Origin of the sequence: Cytobacillus oceanisediminis (genome assembly GCF_022811925.1) — a bacterium.
GTDB classification, from domain to species: domain Bacteria; phylum Bacillota; class Bacilli; order Bacillales; family Cytobacillaceae; genus Cytobacillus; species Cytobacillus oceanisediminis_D.
Genome location: NZ_CP065511.1, coordinates 4775001 through 4791266, shown reverse-complemented (window position 1 = coordinate 4791266; position 16266 = coordinate 4775001). Strand labels below are relative to the sequence as shown.

The 16266-nt window shown below is 43.3% G+C and carries 11 protein-coding genes, 1 tRNA gene and 2 rRNA genes (1 of these 14 cut by a window edge); 10 read left to right on the top strand and 4 right to left on the bottom strand.

Annotation, left to right across the window (positions count from 1 at the left end; translation table 11 throughout):
* Positions 1-44: 44 nt before the first annotated feature.
* Entirely contained in the window at positions 45-1403 is a 1359-nt protein-coding gene (locus IRB79_RS24035; RefSeq protein WP_243505636.1) for a M28 family peptidase, read from the bottom strand.
* A 329-nt stretch (positions 1404-1732) separates the two neighbouring features.
* On the opposite strand from IRB79_RS24035, the gene IRB79_RS24030 reads away from it, so the two are divergent.
* From IRB79_RS24030 to cydS, 7 genes are all read left to right on the top strand, one after another.
* The gene (locus IRB79_RS24030; RefSeq protein WP_243505635.1) at positions 1733-3550 is read left to right on the top strand and encodes a Xaa-Pro dipeptidyl-peptidase; all 1818 of its coding nucleotides are present in this window, start codon (positions 1733-1735) and stop codon (positions 3548-3550) included.
* 147 nt (positions 3551-3697) lie between these two features.
* Positions 3698-6073, top strand: coding sequence for a M14 family zinc carboxypeptidase (locus tag IRB79_RS24025; RefSeq protein WP_243505631.1), 2376 nt, complete (start codon positions 3698-3700; stop codon positions 6071-6073).
* A 297-nt stretch (positions 6074-6370) separates the two neighbouring features.
* Positions 6371-6985 (top strand): protein kinase family protein, encoded by a 615-nt coding sequence (locus IRB79_RS24020; protein WP_243509640.1) that lies wholly within the window; start codon positions 6371-6373, stop codon positions 6983-6985.
* A 70-nt stretch (positions 6986-7055) separates the two neighbouring features.
* On the top strand, positions 7056-7700 hold the full coding sequence (locus IRB79_RS24015; protein WP_243505630.1) for an SDR family oxidoreductase: 645 nt from the start codon (positions 7056-7058) through the stop codon (positions 7698-7700).
* Positions 7701-8190: 490 nt separating this feature from the next.
* Positions 8191-9537: a cytochrome ubiquinol oxidase subunit I gene (locus IRB79_RS24010; protein ID WP_243505629.1), complete on the top strand. Its 1347-nt coding sequence runs from the start codon at positions 8191-8193 to the stop codon at positions 9535-9537.
* Positions 9534-10559: a cytochrome d ubiquinol oxidase subunit II gene (locus IRB79_RS24005; RefSeq protein ID WP_243505627.1), complete on the top strand. Its 1026-nt coding sequence runs from the start codon at positions 9534-9536 to the stop codon at positions 10557-10559. The genes IRB79_RS24010 and IRB79_RS24005 overlap by 4 nt, the downstream gene beginning before the upstream one ends.
* A gap of 9 nt (positions 10560-10568) precedes the next feature.
* The gene (cydS, locus tag IRB79_RS28255; protein WP_372530258.1) at positions 10569-10670 is read left to right on the top strand and encodes a cytochrome bd oxidase small subunit CydS family protein; all 102 of its coding nucleotides are present in this window, start codon (positions 10569-10571) and stop codon (positions 10668-10670) included.
* Between the two features lie 62 nt (positions 10671-10732).
* Here cydS and IRB79_RS24000 read toward each other — a convergent pair.
* Positions 10733-10805 (bottom strand) — tRNA-Ala (locus tag IRB79_RS24000).
* A gap of 67 nt (positions 10806-10872) precedes the next feature.
* Positions 10873-11571, bottom strand: a complete 699-nt coding sequence (locus IRB79_RS23995) for an MgtC/SapB family protein (RefSeq protein ID WP_206846152.1) — start codon at positions 11569-11571, stop codon at positions 10873-10875.
* Positions 11572-11718: 147 nt separating this feature from the next.
* Here IRB79_RS23995 and IRB79_RS23990 point away from each other — a divergent pair, with 147 nt between their 5' ends.
* Positions 11719-12633, top strand: coding sequence for a DMT family transporter (locus tag IRB79_RS23990; protein WP_243505625.1), 915 nt, complete (start codon positions 11719-11721; stop codon positions 12631-12633).
* 59 nt (positions 12634-12692) lie between these two features.
* Here the strand turns inward: IRB79_RS23990 and IRB79_RS23985 are convergent, their stop codons facing one another.
* Entirely contained in the window at positions 12693-12872 is a 180-nt protein-coding gene (locus IRB79_RS23985; protein ID WP_243505624.1) for a hypothetical protein, read from the bottom strand.
* Between the two features lie 757 nt (positions 12873-13629).
* On the opposite strand from IRB79_RS23985, the gene IRB79_RS23980 reads away from it, so the two are divergent.
* Together IRB79_RS23980 and IRB79_RS23975 are read left to right on the top strand one after the other, a co-directional pair.
* A 16S ribosomal RNA gene (locus IRB79_RS23980) occupies positions 13630-15164 on the top strand.
* 294 nt (positions 15165-15458) lie between these two features.
* Positions 15459-16266, top strand: a 23S ribosomal RNA gene (locus tag IRB79_RS23975) (it continues 2088 nt past the right edge of the window).
* The 16S and 23S rRNA genes sit together here, the layout of an rRNA operon.

Here is a 16266-nt window from a genome sequence, read left to right as displayed (position 1 = left end):
GAAAAAAAATATCCCCGGGGAAAATCCGGGGATTCAAGTCAATCCTATTTTCGAATTAAGCTGTAAACCGAAGCGCCTATCAGATCCCCGGCTTCTTTCATCCGATCGGCACTAATGTGCTCGATGGAATCCAGTGGTGTATGGTAATACGGTTCAAGATTGGCAGTGGCAGGTTCACGTCTGATAAAGTTAACAGCCGGGATGCCTGCATCATGGAAAGAAACATGGTCGGAAGCTCCGCGCTGATAAAGAACTAGCTCAGATGGGGTGCCAATCCGCCCGGCTGTGGCAAGGGCAGTTTCTGTTGCGATATTTGCCTGGCCATCAAGGGTATTCATGTAAATCGCAGTTGCATTTTCCCATGCTGTGCCTACCATATCCATATTGAAATTTGCGATGCTTCGCTCTATTTCATTGCCGCTCAGCTGGCTGACATAATACTCAGAACCAAGAAGACCAATTTCTTCTGCACCTACAAATGCAAATCGCAATTCTTTGTCAGCAGGATAGCTTTTCAGGACTCTGGCCAGCTCTAAGGCAACAGCAGTTCCGGATGCATTATCGCTTGCCCCCGGAGCAAATGGTACACTATCGAAATGTGCAGAAATGTGGACAATGTCAGTTTCTCCGCCTTTATTAGGCTTAGGATACTTGGTGGCAATAATATTTTGTGATTTTATGTTTTTAAAGCTCTTGACAGTTAGCGTTACCGTTTTGTTTTGTGCCGCAACATCTTGAAGGAGTGCTTCTCCGCTTGCCTTCGTTATGCTTCCCACCGGTATGTCATATGGGCCCCCAATTGAGGGATTCATGGGTGCTGGCTGATCCGCATTGTTATAAATTAGAACCCCCGCAGCACCGGCATTCACTGCGTTTGTAACTTTTTCCGAGAAAGTAATCTCTCCGCGTGAAATAAGTGCTATTTTTTCTGAGGCTTCCTCTGAAAAATCAGCTGCCCTGCCTAATCCAGCATCATATAATTCAGAGGTAAGTCCTTCTTCAGGCGTTGATCCTGACCCGGAAGGAATGGTTATAAGAACTTCCTTCAGGTCACTAGTGTGCAAATCTCCAGCCATTTTATCCGGAATGCTGAACTCTTGTGTTTCTACTGTGTAGCCATAGGATTCAAGGCGTTTGCGGATAAAATCAGCTGACTGCTTTTCCGCTTCTGTTCCTGCAACCCGCGGCCCTATGGTTTCGGATAAATAGCTGACATCCTTCATCATTCGGACTGCATCTACCCTTGCAATTACCTTCTGGTCAAATGCTTTGGAGCCAGGGTTTCCAGCTGTGATTTCTGCTGCTTCAGCAGTCTGCACAAATTCACCAGGCGCTGCATACAAACTTGAAGCTGTCAGAACAGCTGCAAGCATAATTGAAGAAGCTTTCTTTCCAACTTTCATCTTTTATTCCTCCTCGACTAGTAATCCAGCTATATGTATTCGCTTACATACCTTCGCTTCCTTTAATAAAGAGTTAAAACGATTCTATTAGACTAGCAGATTTTTCAGATGTGTGAGAAAAGAAAGGCTTTACCTTTCCAAATTGTAAAAAATGGTAGATTTAAAGTACCAAATCAAGACACTAGCCATGTAAAATTATGACCTTTGAAGGAGACCAATAGTTTATTATCAAATACAACTTAAAAAATACAGGTCTTTCGACTATCGAAACTTAAGCATTTTTAATTTATTCTGAAAATTATAACATCATTTTGTATAGGGGGATTTTTATGAAAAAAGCTGCATTAAAAGTGTTCATAACCTCAGTTATCGCTTTCCCGCTAATTGCCGGAGGGGTATTGCCTGCAGCAGGTAAAGACAGCCAAAGCAGCATGGCCTCGGCTGAATCTCGGATTAAAGTCGAAAATGGCATGACACAGCCCATTTTTTCTCTGGATGATGCCATTGTCGAAAGAGTATTTGTTGAAACAGCAACTGACAGTGATGGAGATGGAAAACTGGATCGAATACGTGCTGATATTATCAGGCCAAAGGAAACAGAGGAAGGTTTAAAGGTTCCTGTTATTTATGAAATGAGTCCTTACCGTTCTGGAATTAAAGGTGTCCCGGTTTATGACGTGGATGTAGAACTGAACTCTGTGCCGAAGAAAGGGAAAAGTAAAGGTGAAAAAGGGAACCCGCAGGCAAATCTCCCAGGTTATTATGATGACTATTTTGTACCAAGAGGTTACGCGGTTGTTCTTGCAGAAAGTGTAGGGACAGGCTTGTCGGATGGATGTCCTACAACCGGCGATGAGCATGAGATACTTGGAACACGTGCTGTAATCGATTGGCTGAATGGCAGAACGAAAGCTTTTAATGCAGAGGGACAGGAAATACAAGCTGATTGGTCAACAGGGAATGTGGGGATGACAGGAGTATCTTATAATGGAACACTTCCTAATGCTGTGGCTGCAACAGGAGTTGAAGGCCTGAAAACGATTGTGCCAATAGCGGCCATAAGCAGCTGGTATGACTATTATCGTTCAAACGGTGCTGTGATTGCGCCAGGCGGATACCAGGGTGAAGATGCGGATAATATGGCTGAAGCCATTTTAACGAGGCAAAACCCTGAAGCGTGCAGCAATGTCATAAAAGGATTAACGGAAGGCCAGGACAGGGAAACCGGGGATTACAATGAATTCTGGAGTAAAAGAGATTATACAAAGGATGCTGATCAGGTTGAAGCAAGTGTCTTTATTGTCCATGGGTTAAATGACTGGAATGTTAAAACAAAGCATTTTTCAGATTGGTGGCAAGCGCTTGGCGAGAATGATGTTCCCAGAAAAATGTGGCTTCATCAAGGCGGCCATTCCAGCCCCTACAGCTTCAGGCGCGATGTATGGCTCCCTACTTTAAATAAATGGTTTGATTACTGGCTATATGATATTAAAAATGATGTCATGGATGAACCAATGGTTGACATCCAGAGGGAGAATAAGACATGGTATACAGAGGCAAACTGGCCGGCTAAGGGAACCTCTGATGCAAAATTGCATTTTAAGCCGGCTTCCGATGGAGGCGGCAGCTTAGAACTGCAGCCTGTACCGAACAAGAATAAGGAGGATCAGCATTTTGTGGATGATGCCACAATCAAGGCTGAAGAATTGGCTATGGATCCTGATGCTTCATTAGCTAATAGGCTCGTCTATTTGACTCCGCCTTTAGAAAAAGATATTCGCATGAGCGGAACCCCGGAAATTCAAATTCGGGCTAGCATTGATCGGAAAACAGCCAACTTAACAGCCCTCCTTGTTAAATATGGGGAAGGAAAGCCGGAAATTGTTACTAGAGGGTGGATGGATCCGCAAAACATTCACAGTGAAAATAGATCTTCAGGGCTTACACCGGACCGTGAATATACTTTTACATGGGATATGCAGCCTGATGATTATGTATTTAAAGAAGGTGATCGTCTGGGGGTCGTCGTTCTATCTAGTGATTATAACTATACTATTAGACCAAAGTCGGACACGAAGATAACCATTGATCCGGAAAGAAGCCATATATTGCTTCCTCTGCAAGGTGGAGTTAAAGCATTTAAGTAGGTAAATAAAAGGGATCATTTCTTGGTCCCTCTTTTCTTTTTAAATAGACTATTTTAGTAAAATAGTAGCATTGCCACAATTGAACAAATTGAATTAAAATAAACTTCATCTCATAAATATACAAACTAATGCATCTGGAGGTACATAATGAATAAAAAGAAAGCTTTATCTGGAATTTTGGCAGCGGGGATTTTGGCATCTGTTCCTTTAAGTGCTGCTCATGCGATCAGCCCCAAGTGGATCAATGTTAATGTGTCAGAGGAAATGGATGGAAGTTTATTCAATAGCGAAAACTATGATTTTATGAAATTCTCAGTAATAGGGACCAAACTTGCAGAAATTGAAAAACAGTCTAATAGAGTGAAGGTGGAGGTAAAAGGTACTTCCGCGGATGGATATCCTCTATATGTCGTGACTATTGCAGATCCGGGTGCACAGGGCAAGTTCGGTAAGATTCAGGCCTTAAGAAAACAAATGTTCAAAAACCCGGAGAAAGCCCAGAATTGGATTGCGAATAATCCGGATTTTAAAGTGCCAATCATGATCAATGGATCGATTCATGGAACGGAGTTTGTGGGAAGCGATGCAGTGATGCAGCTGATTGAACGTTTTGCTACACAGAATGACAAGGAAACAAAGGAGATTCTGGACAATAACATCCTTATTTTCAACGTGGTCCAAAACCCTGATGGCCGGGTGGATGCGACCCGTTTTAATGGGGAAGGAATTGATTTGAACCGTGATTTTGTCACGCAATCACAGCCTGAAACGCAAGAAACCGTCTCCCTTATTAAAGAGTGGAATCCGATGGTTTTCCTGGATACTCACGGATATGTGAAAAATTATGCACCAAACAAACAGGGTTTGATTGAACCTTGTACACCTCCGCATAATCCTAACTATGAATATGATTTATATCAAAAATGGGCTAATCATCAGGCAGAAGCGATGGAAGCTGAAATTATGGAGGACAAGGCTCTTTACACAGGCACCCTGTATAAAGAAATGAATGGCGCATATATTCCGCAGCGGGATGATTCCGCTGGATGGGATGATTATCCGCCAATTTTCACACCGATGTATGCCATGTACCATGGTGCTTATGGCCATACGCTTGAAGCTCCGACAAATGACGAGGACGGCGTGCGCTGGATGTACAATGCCATAATGGGAGCACTGAAATATTCAACCGATAACAAGGAAGCAATGATTACAGATCAAATTGAAATGTTCAAGCGCGGCATTAATTTTGATCATCCTTTTCATGAAGAAGGCCATTTCCCGAAGGCATATATTCTTCCAGTGAATGAGGAAGATCCAACCGCAGTAAATAAGGCAGTTAATCATTTAATTAAGAATGATATCGAGGTTGTTCAGGCATCAAAAGCATTTGCAGCAGATGGCAAGTCATATCCAAAGGGCACTTACATCGTTCCGATGGATCAGGCAAAAGCAGGTCTGGCAAACACGATGCTGTGGGATGGCGAGGATATAACAGATGATACACCGGCCATGTATGATATTTCCGCCTGGAGTCTTCCGGAGCTATGGGGCTTTGAAGCAATCGCTGTTCAAAATGATGTAAAGGCAGCAGTAACAAAGATAAATAATGTAAAAGAACAGGGTTCACTAAGCGGAAACGGGCCATTTATCATACCGAACAGCTCAGTGAAAGCTGTTCAGCTTGTGAACGAACTTCTTGAGCAGGGGGTTATGGTTAAACGCGACAGTGAAGGAAACTTCTATGCTGAAGGATCAGCCAATGTTATTTCCTCAGCCGTAAAGGATTCCGGCTTAAATATATTGTCAGGAAAAGTGCCTGCAGACGCAAAGGCAATTAACAAAGTGAGTGTAGCCATATTAAAGGATGGAGGGATGAACAAAGCGCAATCACACTCTGGCACCAAACTGGCTCTTAAGAGGCTAGGATTTAGTGTGACTGAATTGTCTCCATCAGAAGTCGCTAATAATGGCCTTGCTTCCCATGATGTCTTTGTTTACAGCGGAACGGAAAATTTAATTTCTCTGAATTTGAGTAATGCCAACAAAGAATTCGGCCTTGAAAGTCAGGAAGAACTGGCTGCATTTAAAGCAAATGTGGAAAGATTCGTTTCTGAAGGCGGAAAATATATAGCTGTTGGTGCCGGTGCTTCCCGTGCAACAAAGACTCTGGGCCTGACAGATGATATGATCAATACTGGCGGGTCCAACAGCAACGGAATCATTAAGGTAGATTATAAAGGCACCGGTGCATCAGCAGGATACAGTGGGGATGATCTTGGATTTGTCTACCGTCCAGTCTGGTATACAGGTACAGAGAATGATGAAGTGCTAGCAGCCATTGCTGATGAAGAAGACTTCTTCGTAGCAGGACACTGGAAAAACCGCAGTGCTGCACAGGGCCAGGCCATCATGGTGAAAGAGCAGGATAAGGATGTTACACTAATTGGCATTGAAGCCGGCTTCCGTGATCATACTGATTACCTTTTCCGATTGCTTTCAAATTCTATTTTTGAAAAGTAAAAGCCGCTTAGGGAGTATCCACTCAGTTTCCAGGAACGTATCGTTTGACTAATGGATTATTGAATCATATAATTAAGTTAACAAAATAGTTCGGATTTTTCCTGAAGGGGAGTAGCTGTTAAGTAGAGTCGTCAATACGAGATGATGAATCTCCGGCTTTACTGGCAACACAACGTTGCTTGCGAGACCTTTACCATTTATTTGGTAAGGTCTCTTTTGTTTAAAAGGCACTGAGACCAATAAATGGTTCAGTGCCTTTTATTTTTCAGGAAGAGTTTGGAAAAGGGAGGTTTAATGATGAAACCATATCAGCAGCTTGCAGAGAGTGTGAAATTTTCCAGAAGCCTTAATTGGACCAGACTTCTTGAGAAGGACGACAGTCTGGAATTTATAGGAGCAGGGAGAAGTGCATTTGCTTTTAGGATAAAAGAAACTAATCTTGTATTAAAAGTATTTTTTCCGGAGTTTAAAAGAACGGCCAGGGAAGAGGCGGAGATATACAGGGCGCTGCCTGACCATCCGTACTATCCCTCTTTATACGGCTCTGGAGATAACTATATTGTAATTGATTATGTACAGGGGCTGACTTTGTTTGAATGTCTTGCAAAAGGAGTCCCGATAGAAGAGGAGAAAATCAGGCAAATAGATGAGGCTTTAAAGCTGGCAAGGGAAAGAGGGCTTAACCCTTCGGATATCCACCTGCGCAACATTATTCTTACAGAGGATGGCCATATTAAAATCATTGATGTTGCCCGATTTAAACAAACGAAGAATTGTACACAGTGGGACGACTTGAAGCATGCATTTTATAAATTTTACAGAAAAAGATATTTTCCAAAGAAGATCCCTGTATTAATCATGAACACAATTGCGGCTCTTTATAAAAAGCGGATTGTCCGTATGGGGTCCTAAACAGTTCATTGATATCGCTATTTTCTTTTGAAATAATTAAGACCACATAAACAGAAAGGGGCAGGTATTCATGAAAGTTCTTGTCGTGGGAGCAAACGGACAAATCGGAAAGCAGCTGGTAAAGCTTATTAAAGAAGCTGATAAACATACAGCAAGAGCAATGATCAGAAAAGAAGAGCAGGCCCGGCGGTTTGAGGATATGGGTGTTGAGACGGCAGTCGCAAGCCTTGAAGGAACAGTTGATGAATTGGCTGAAGCAGCCAATGGCTGCGATGCAATTGTGTTTACTGCAGGTTCAGGCGGAAATACCGGCTATGACAAAACTCTGCTGATCGACCTAGATGGTGCGGTAAAAACAATAGAAGCGGCTGAGAGGGCTGGTGTGGACCGGTTTGTAATGGTCAGCGCCATACAGGCGAATAATCGCGATAAGTGGAGTGATACGATCAAGCCTTATTACGCTGCAAAGCATTATGCCGACAGGATTCTGGAAAACAGCAGCTTGAATTACACAATCGTTCGTCCAGGCGGCCTGACAAATGAAGAGGGAACCGGCAAAATCAAAGCAGCAGAAAATTTGGAGCGCGGCTTCATTCCCCGTGAGGATGTAGCTAAAACTCTTTATGCTGTCCTGGATAATGAGAACACCTATAAACGCGCATTTGATCTGGTTTCAGGTGAAGAAGATGCAGAAACAGCATTGAAAAATATATAACTCTTGCCCGGTGTGTATGCACCGGGATTTTTTCGGCAAATTCAAGTATAAATTATACCGCTTAGAGAAAATTTAATTAGAAAAAACAGGAGTCTGCCCAATGGAGGAAAAGAGTAGAATTAACAAAAGCTGAGATTTTGCCTTAAGGGCTGCTTATACGTAAAACACATATAAGTTAGAAGATTAGTTGAACCAGGCATTGGCAAATTCCAATGTCCTTTTCGTTTTAATTGCTTCTCAAAAGGGAATAGGGAATTGTAAAAGGAAATACATAAGATTTCATATTTTCCTCATACAAATGTTGTTTTAGTGTCACAGCTTTTTCTTCAAAACTGTGGAATAATGTGATGTAATGAGCATTCAAGAGGAGTGAGTGAATGTATAAAAAACAGGAACGCATATTAATGTGGCTTGCCTTTACAGTGGCTATCATTATGGGGCTTTCTTTTATTGGACGCATTTTTGCAGGATAGGAAAAGGAGAATGTTAAATGGGAAATGAAGAATCTGTCTTTTTCAGCCGTGTCTTAACTGAGCTGACATTATCCTTCCACATCATTTACGCCACCATTGGTGTCGGCATCCCGCTCATGATTATGATTGCACAATGGGTGGGGATAAAAAAACAGGATGAACATTATATTCTGCTCGCCCGAAGATGGACGCGCGGTTTTGTTATTACGGTGGCTGTCGGTGTTGTTACGGGGACAGCCATCGGCCTGCAGCTATCATTGCTGTGGCCTAACTTTATGGAACTAGCAGGCAATGTCATTGCGCTGCCTTTGTTTATGGAGACTTTTGCCTTTTTCTTTGAAGCGATTTTCCTTGGGATTTATCTGTATACATGGGATCGGTTTGAGAATCAGAAGAAGCATATGCTTTTATTAATACCAGTTGCAATTGGGGCTTCATTTTCTGCTATTTTCATTACAATGGTAAATGCATTTATGAATGCACCGCAGGGCTTTGACATTGTGAATGGCCAGCTGGTAAATATTAACCCGATACTGGCAATGTTCACACCCGCCATGCCAACGAAGGTTGCACATGTGCTTTCAACAGCCTATATGACATCAGCGTTTGTCCTGGCATCAATAGGAGCTTTTCGCCTTCTAAAAGGATCGAATCATATCTACCATAAGAAGGCATTGTTGCTCACAATGAAAATCGGATTGATTTTCTCGATCGCTACAGCGGTAATTGGTGACTTCTCCGGAAAATACCTTGCGGAATACCAGCCTGAAAAATTGGCTGCTGCCGAGTGGCATTTTGAAACAGAAGAAGGGGCACCGTTAATGCTCTATGGGGTTCTTGATGACGGCGAAGTGAAATATGCAATTAAGATTCCATATGCACTCAGCATCCTTGCGCACAGCAATCCGAATGCCGAAGTGATCGGACTTGACCAATTTGCGGAGGATGAAATTCCGCCGCTATATATCCATTACCTGTTTGACCTTATGGTGACCATCGGTATGTGGATGACGGCACTTTCACTCATCTATGTCTTAGGCACCTGGTTTAAAATGCGCTTTGTTACGTCGAAATGGTTCCGGTGGCTCATCGTTCTGGGCGGTCCTTTATCCATAATTGCGATTGAAGCGGGCTGGTGGTTTGCGGAAGTGGGCCGGCAGCCGTGGATTCTGAGGGGCATCATGCGTACTGAAGAGGCTGCCACTTCAAGCGGCCAGGTCGACCTTATGCTTCTGCTGTTTGCAGGATTATATCTGGTGCTGGCAATTGGAAGCATCATTGTCCTCACCAGAATGTTCCGCAAAAATCCGGTCGAACAGGAATTGGCCGACCGTGAGCTGGAGAAAGAGGGTGATCAGCGGTGACGCTTGAGATTATCGGAATTTCCGTCTTATGGCTGTTTCTATTTGGATACGTCATCGTTGCCTCTATTGACTTTGGAGCAGGATTTTTCAACGCATACAGTCTTTTCCGTGGAAAACAGCATATTTTAACCCGTATTATTCAGCGTTATTTATCACCGGTTTGGGAAGTTACGAATGTGTTCCTGGTGTTCTTCTTCGTAGGGATTGTCGGATTTTTTCCAAAAACAGCCTATTATTATGGAACGGTCCTGCTGGTGCCGGCAAGCATTGCGGTCGTCCTGCTTGCCATCCGTGGATCTTATTACGCTTTTACCACCTACGGCGGGCTAAGACAAAAAAAATGGACCTACCTGTATGGACTTTCAGGTCTTTTCATTCCTGCATCCCTGTCCATTGTCCTGACCATATCAGAAGGCGGATTCGTTAGTGAGACATCATCAGGGCTGGAGCTTGACTATTGGGCATTGTTCACCAGTCCGCTGACATGGAGCATCGTTGTACTGAGTATAGCAGCAGTTTTATATATATCAGCAGTATTCCTGACGTGGTATGCCAATAAAGCAAACGATGAACCGGCCACAGAGCTGCTTAGAAAATACGCTCTTATATGGGCGGTGCCTGCTATTGTAACAGCGACAGGCATTATTGTCGAACTGCGGAATCACAATCCTGAGCATTTCAGCAGATTAATGGACCTATGGTGGCTGTTCGGCATCTCGTTCATCCTGTTTGCCGGGACTGTTTATCTAATATGGAAGCGTAAATTGTATGGACTCGCATTTGGGCTCTTGGCAGGCCAATTCCTAGTGGCGTTCTTTGCCTACGGAATCTCGCATTATCCGTACCTGCTTTATCCATACCTGACCATTTATGACGGTTTTACAAACGAAGCTATGGCCATTGCCCTTATCATTGCCTTCATAGCAGGACTGGGATTGCTCCTGCCGTCCCTCTACCTGCTGCTTAGACTGTTCCTGTTCAATAAAGACTATGTTCAGGGGAAGAGAGATGACCATGCATAGGAGGAAATTATGGCGGAATTTGTGATGTTTTATGCACCGTTTATTGTGATCATTGCCTCCATTGCCGCGGCTTTTTGGCTGGCGGGGAAGGATGAAAGAGTGGAGGAATAACAAGTTAATGAGATAAAAAAAGCTGCAAAGCCTGTTTTAGGCCTTGCAGCTTTTTTGTTTTATGGAGAATAGGGGGCTCGAACCCCTGACCTCAACGCTGCCAGCGTTGCGCTCTCCCAGCTGAGCTAATCCCCCGAGAAGTGGTACAAGAAAAATTATAACCACATCGGAGTTATCTTGCAAGAGGAATTATTAAAAAATTTTACTGCATACTATCGATTTCCATACACTGCACTCCAGGGATACTTGAAACGCTGTAATAAACATCCGTAGTTCTTCTTTTATAGTCGACGGCAACTATCAGCTGTACAAGATGCAGATGTTCATCTTCTAAATCTTTAATGCGAATATGTTTTATAGATATATCAAGGTCTTTTACCGCTGGGATGATGTCAGCGATATTTTCTTTATCCCTTACTTTCAGCTGCAGATTGATTTCTTTTTCTCTTAAGCGTTTAGGGCCAATTATGCCCATGATAAGAGGAATTACCTCTACTGAAATAATAAGCAGCGCGACTCCTGCCATTGCTTCAATATAAAAGCCTGCTCCTACAGCAATTCCGATTCCTGCTGCCCCCCAAATTAAAGCTGCTGTTGTAAGACCCGAAATACTGTCATTTCCCCGCCTTAAAATAACGCCTGCACCCAAAAAGCCGATTCCTGAAACAATTTGGGCAGCTAAACGGAGCGGATCCATCGTTATGTTGATGTCATCATTACCGGGAAACATATAGGCCGATTCTATAGACACAATAGTCAGCAGGCAGCTTACTATGGAAATAACTAAACTGGTCTTTAGGCCGACCGGCTTTCTTTTTAATTCTCTCTCCAGGCCTATAACAAGACCCAGGACTGCTGAAATACCCAGCTTCATTAATATTTCTATCTCTAAACTGCTCATAATATCTCCTGCTTTTTTAAGTATTATATATCCAAAATATGATCTTTAAAATCCTGCTAAAATAAAACCGTAGTAAAAGTTTGACTATACGTTGTAAAATGAAATATACCCTAATTATTAGGAAACAGAAACAAGGAGTATTAAAAAATGTCAGATAAAAAAATAAATCCCTATGTTGCCCTGGCAATTGGCGTCATTTCTGTCTCTACTTCAGCCATATTGGTGAAGGTATCCAGCGCCCCATCGGGAGTCATTGCTTTTTACAGATTATTATTTTCTGTTCTTTTCATGTTGCCTGTATTTCTTTTAAAGTATGTTCCGGAACTTCGTCTTATTACACTGCGGGATTGGATCTATTCAATCGTTGCCGGTGTTTTTCTTGCTTTTCATTTTATTCTTTGGTTTGAGTCATTGAACTACACCTCTGTAGCCAGTTCTACAGTCCTTGTAACACTACAGCCCTTATTTGCATTTGCAGGCACATATTTCTTTTTTAAAGAAAAGTTTACCTGGAAAGCAATATTAAGCGGGCTTTTCGCAATTGTGGGCAGTGTTATTATCAGCTGGGGAGATTTTCAAATCAGCGGGACCGCTTTATTCGGGGATATACTTGCAATCATTGCCTGTGCCCTGGTAACGGCTTACTTAATGTTTGGTCAAACCGTCAGAAAAAGGATATCGCTCGTTACTTACACTTTTGTTGTCTACAGTATAAGCACTGTTACATTGTTATTCTACGTGTTAATCGTTAATGAACCTTTAATCTCATATGGAACCAGTGACTGGGTATATTTTATATTGCTGGCTCTAGTTCCAACCCTGCTAGGACACACATTATTTAATTGGTCACTAAAATGGCTAAGCACCTCAACTATTTCTATGGCCATCTTATTTGAGCCAGTTGGTGCTGCAATTCTAGCTTATTATTTGCTTGATGAGTCGATTTTATGGACACAAGTACTCGGTGGAACAATCGTAATTGGAGGAATAACTCTCTTCTTATTAGATGAGAGAAGGATCCGGATGAAAGAATTGAAGAAAAAAACAACGGTTTCCGGATAAATGGATAATCTATCTATAGTTATATAAGAGAAAAATCTCCCTGGGATGGGGAGATTTTTTTATCTAAATACGTAGGTTAGAGCAGAAAAGATAAATGCGGCTGTAACAGAAAAGATGAAGGTGCCCCCATAGACCTCTTCATCTGAATTTGCAATTTTTATGCCCTCTGAATAGGCGTAAGCAAATAAAAATATAGCCATGATTACTGATAGGTATAGTGCTGCGGTTTCCAGTGTCATTCACACCTTCCGTTTATAGTAGAGTTAATAGATTTTATGAAAAATAACCAAAACTATTACTATATCTTTATATTGTTATTATTTAAACTTGTTTTCTCACTCCCGTGACGGCTAATCAATAAATTATGTATAAATTTAATTATTGTTAAAAGAAGCTTATAAAAGTGTGGAAAACTGAACAAAGTTATCCACGTGATGTGGATAACTTTGTTGACAACTGAATTAATAAGTGTTTAGTGGTGGATAAGTTTGTGGGTATGTGAAATGAAGATTTCGAATAATATGTTACTGATATAATGAATTTTCAAAAGTTCAGGTGAAATGCGTATAAATTTGATGTTAAGAAAATGCACATTTTATGAGATCTGGCTACAGAACAATTAAAATAAATAAAGTTTTCGTAAAGGTACCGTCTTTTAAATTGATTCCAAAACAACAATTTATATAGAGAAGAGATTTATAATAATGTGCACTGAAAATATAAAGATAAACATTTTTAAAAATTATATTGCAAACATTTAATAAGTCATGGTATATTAATTCTTGTCCTCAACAAGGCATGTTAAACAGAGAAAAAAGATTTTAAAAAGTTGTTGACTTGCTAATGGATAACATGTTATATTGTTAAAGTCGCTTCTGAGCGATAAGGTAAAATATAACAAAGAGAAATTGATCTTTGAAAACTGAACGAACAAAAACGTCAACGTTAATTCTTTAGTCTTTTTTAAAAAGACAACTTATGAGCTAAATCAACTCTTATATGGAGAGTTTGATCCTGGCTCAGGACGAACGCTGGCGGCGTGCCTAATACATGCAAGTCGAGCGGACTGATGGGAGCTTGCTCCCTGAAGTCAGCGGCGGACGGGTGAGTAACACGTGGGCAACCTGCCTGTAAGACTGGGATAACTCCGGGAAACCGGGGCTAATACCGGATAATTCTTTCCCTCACATGAGGGAAAGCTGAAAGATGGTTTCGGCTATCACTTACAGATGGGCCCGCGGCGCATTAGCTAGTTGGTGAGGTAACGGCTCACCAAGGCGACGATGCGTAGCCGACCTGAGAGGGTGATCGGCCACACTGGGACTGAGACACGGCCCAGACTCCTACGGGAGGCAGCAGTAGGGAATCTTCCGCAATGGACGAAAGTCTGACGGAGCAACGCCGCGTGAGTGATGAAGGTTTTCGGATCGTAAAACTCTGTTGTTAGGGAAGAACAAGTACCGGAGTAACTGCCGGTACCTTGACGGTACCTAACCAGAAAGCCACGGCTAACTACGTGCCAGCGTGCGGTAATACGTAGGTGGCAAGCGTTGTCCGGAATTATTGGGCGTAAAGCGCGCGCAGGCGGTTCCTTAAGTCTGATGTGAAAGCCCCGGCTCAACCGGGAGGTCATTGGAAACTGGGAACTTGAGTGCAGAAGAGAAGAGTGGAATTCCACGTGTAGCGGTGAAATGCGTAGAGATGTGGAGGAACACCAGTGGCGAAGGCGACTCTTTGGTCTGTAACTGACGCTGAGGCGCGAAAGCGTGGGAGCAAACAGGATTAGATACCCTGGTAGTCCACGCCGTAAACGATGAGTGCTAAGTGTTAGAGGGTTTCCGCCCTTTAGTCTGCGACAAACGCATTAAGCACTCCGCCTGGGAGTACAGTAAGGCTGAAACTCAAAGGAATTGACGGGGGCCCGCACAAGCGGTGGAGCATGTGGTTTAATTCGAAGCAACGCGAAGAACCTTACCAGGTCTTGACATCTCCTGACAACCCTAGAGATAGGGCGTTCCCCTTCGGGGGACAGGATGACAGGTGGTGCATGGTTGTCGTCAGCTCGTGTCGTGAGATGTTGGGTTAAGTCCGCAACGAGCGCAACCCTTGATCTTAGTTGCCAGCATTCAGTTGGGCACTCTAAGGTGACTGCCGGTGACAAACCGGAGGAAGGTGGGGATGACGTCAAATCATCATGCCCCTTATGACCTGGGCTACACACGTGCTACAATGGATGGTACAAAGGCCTGCGAGACCGCGAGGTTAAGCGAATCCCATAAAACCATTCTCAGTTCGGATTGCAGGCTGCAACTCGCCTGCATGAAGCCGGAATCGCTAGTAATCGCGGATCAGCATGCCGCGGTGAATACGTTCCCGGGCCTTGTACACACCGCCCGTCACACCACGAGTTTGTAACACCCGAAGTCGGTGGGGTAACCATTTGGAGCCAGCCGCCTAAGGTGGGACAGATGATTGGGGTGAAGTCGTAACAAGGTAGCCGTATCGGAAGGTGCGGCTGGATCACCTCCTTTCTAAGGATATTTACATGAAACGTGACGCGTTTTGTTCGTTTAGTTTTGAGAGTCCAATCTCTCAATGATAGATTCGTTCTTTGAAAACTAGATAATGTTAATGAAGAAGCAATAACCGAGTAATCGCCATCTTAGTTTTTTTCTCTTATTTAAAAATAAGTAAGAGCACAAACCATGAAGACGATGAGCGGCAAGGAGATCAAGGAAGCGACCGAGTGAGCACCGGAGCGTACTTCAGTACGTGAGAGCGGAGCGAGAGCTGACGCAGATCCGCAGTCGATCAGCGACCGAAGTAGTTAAGTTAGAAAGGGCGCACGGTGAATGCCTTGGCACTAGGAGCCGATGAAGGACGGTACTAACACCGATATGCTTCGGGAGCTGTAAGTAAGCTTTGATCCGGAGATTTCCGAATGGAAACCCCTATCCGTAATGGGATAGGATCTTTACCTGAATACATAGGGTATTGAAGGCAGACCCGGGAACTGAAACATCTAAGTACCCGGAGGAAGAAAGCAAACGCGATTCCTGAGTAGCGGAGCGAAACAGGATTAGCCCAAACCAGGAGGCTTGCCTCCTGGGGTTAGGACACTCTATACGGAGTTACAAAGGAACGAGGTAAATGAACAGGTCTGGAAAGGCCGGCCAGAGAAGGTAAAAGCCCTGTAGTTGAAACTTCGTTCCTCCAGAGTGGATCCTGAGTACGGCGGGACACGAGAAATCCCGTCGGAAGCAGGAGGACCATCTCCCAAGGCTAAATACTCCTAGTGACCGATAGTGAACCAGTACCGTGAGGAAAGGTGAAAAGCACCCCGGAAGGGAGTGAAAGAGATCCTGAAACCGTGTGCCTACAAGTAGTTAGAGCCCGTTAATGGGTGATAGCGTGCCTTTGTAGAATGAACCGGCGAGTTACGATTACATGCAAGGTTAAGTTGAAGAGACGGAGCGCGAAAGCGAGTCTGAATAGGGCGAATGAGTATGTGGTCGTAGACCCGAAACCAGGTGATCTACCCATGTCCAGGGTGAAGTCCAGGTAACACTGGATGGAGGCCGAACCCACGCACGTTGAAAAGTGCGGGGATGAGGTGTGGTAGCGGAGAAATTC

What these genes read in the sequence shown, in the direction of transcription:
- IRB79_RS24035 (WP_243505636.1), bottom strand. Translation starts at nt 1,403, where the DNA reads ATGAAAGTTGGAAAGAAAGCTTCTTCAATTATGCTTGCAGCTGTTCTG.
- IRB79_RS24030 (WP_243505635.1), top strand. Translation starts at nt 1,733, where the DNA reads ATGAAAAAAGCTGCATTAAAAGTGTTCATAACCTCAGTTATCGCTTTC.
- IRB79_RS24025 (WP_243505631.1), top strand. Translation starts at nt 3,698, where the DNA reads ATGAATAAAAAGAAAGCTTTATCTGGAATTTTGGCAGCGGGGATTTTG.
- IRB79_RS24020 (WP_243509640.1), top strand. Translation starts at nt 6,371, where the DNA reads ATGAAACCATATCAGCAGCTTGCAGAGAGTGTGAAATTTTCCAGAAGC.
- IRB79_RS24015 (WP_243505630.1), top strand. Translation starts at nt 7,056, where the DNA reads ATGAAAGTTCTTGTCGTGGGAGCAAACGGACAAATCGGAAAGCAGCTG.
- IRB79_RS24010 (WP_243505629.1), top strand. Translation starts at nt 8,191, where the DNA reads ATGGGAAATGAAGAATCTGTCTTTTTCAGCCGTGTCTTAACTGAGCTG.
- cydS (WP_372530258.1), top strand. Translation starts at nt 10,569, where the DNA reads ATGGCGGAATTTGTGATGTTTTATGCACCGTTTATTGTGATCATTGCC.
- IRB79_RS23995 (WP_206846152.1), bottom strand. Translation starts at nt 11,571, where the DNA reads ATGAGCAGTTTAGAGATAGAAATATTAATGAAGCTGGGTATTTCAGCA.
- IRB79_RS23990 (WP_243505625.1), top strand. Translation starts at nt 11,719, where the DNA reads ATGTCAGATAAAAAAATAAATCCCTATGTTGCCCTGGCAATTGGCGTC.
- IRB79_RS23985 (WP_243505624.1), bottom strand. Translation starts at nt 12,872, where the DNA reads ATGACACTGGAAACCGCAGCACTATACCTATCAGTAATCATGGCTATA.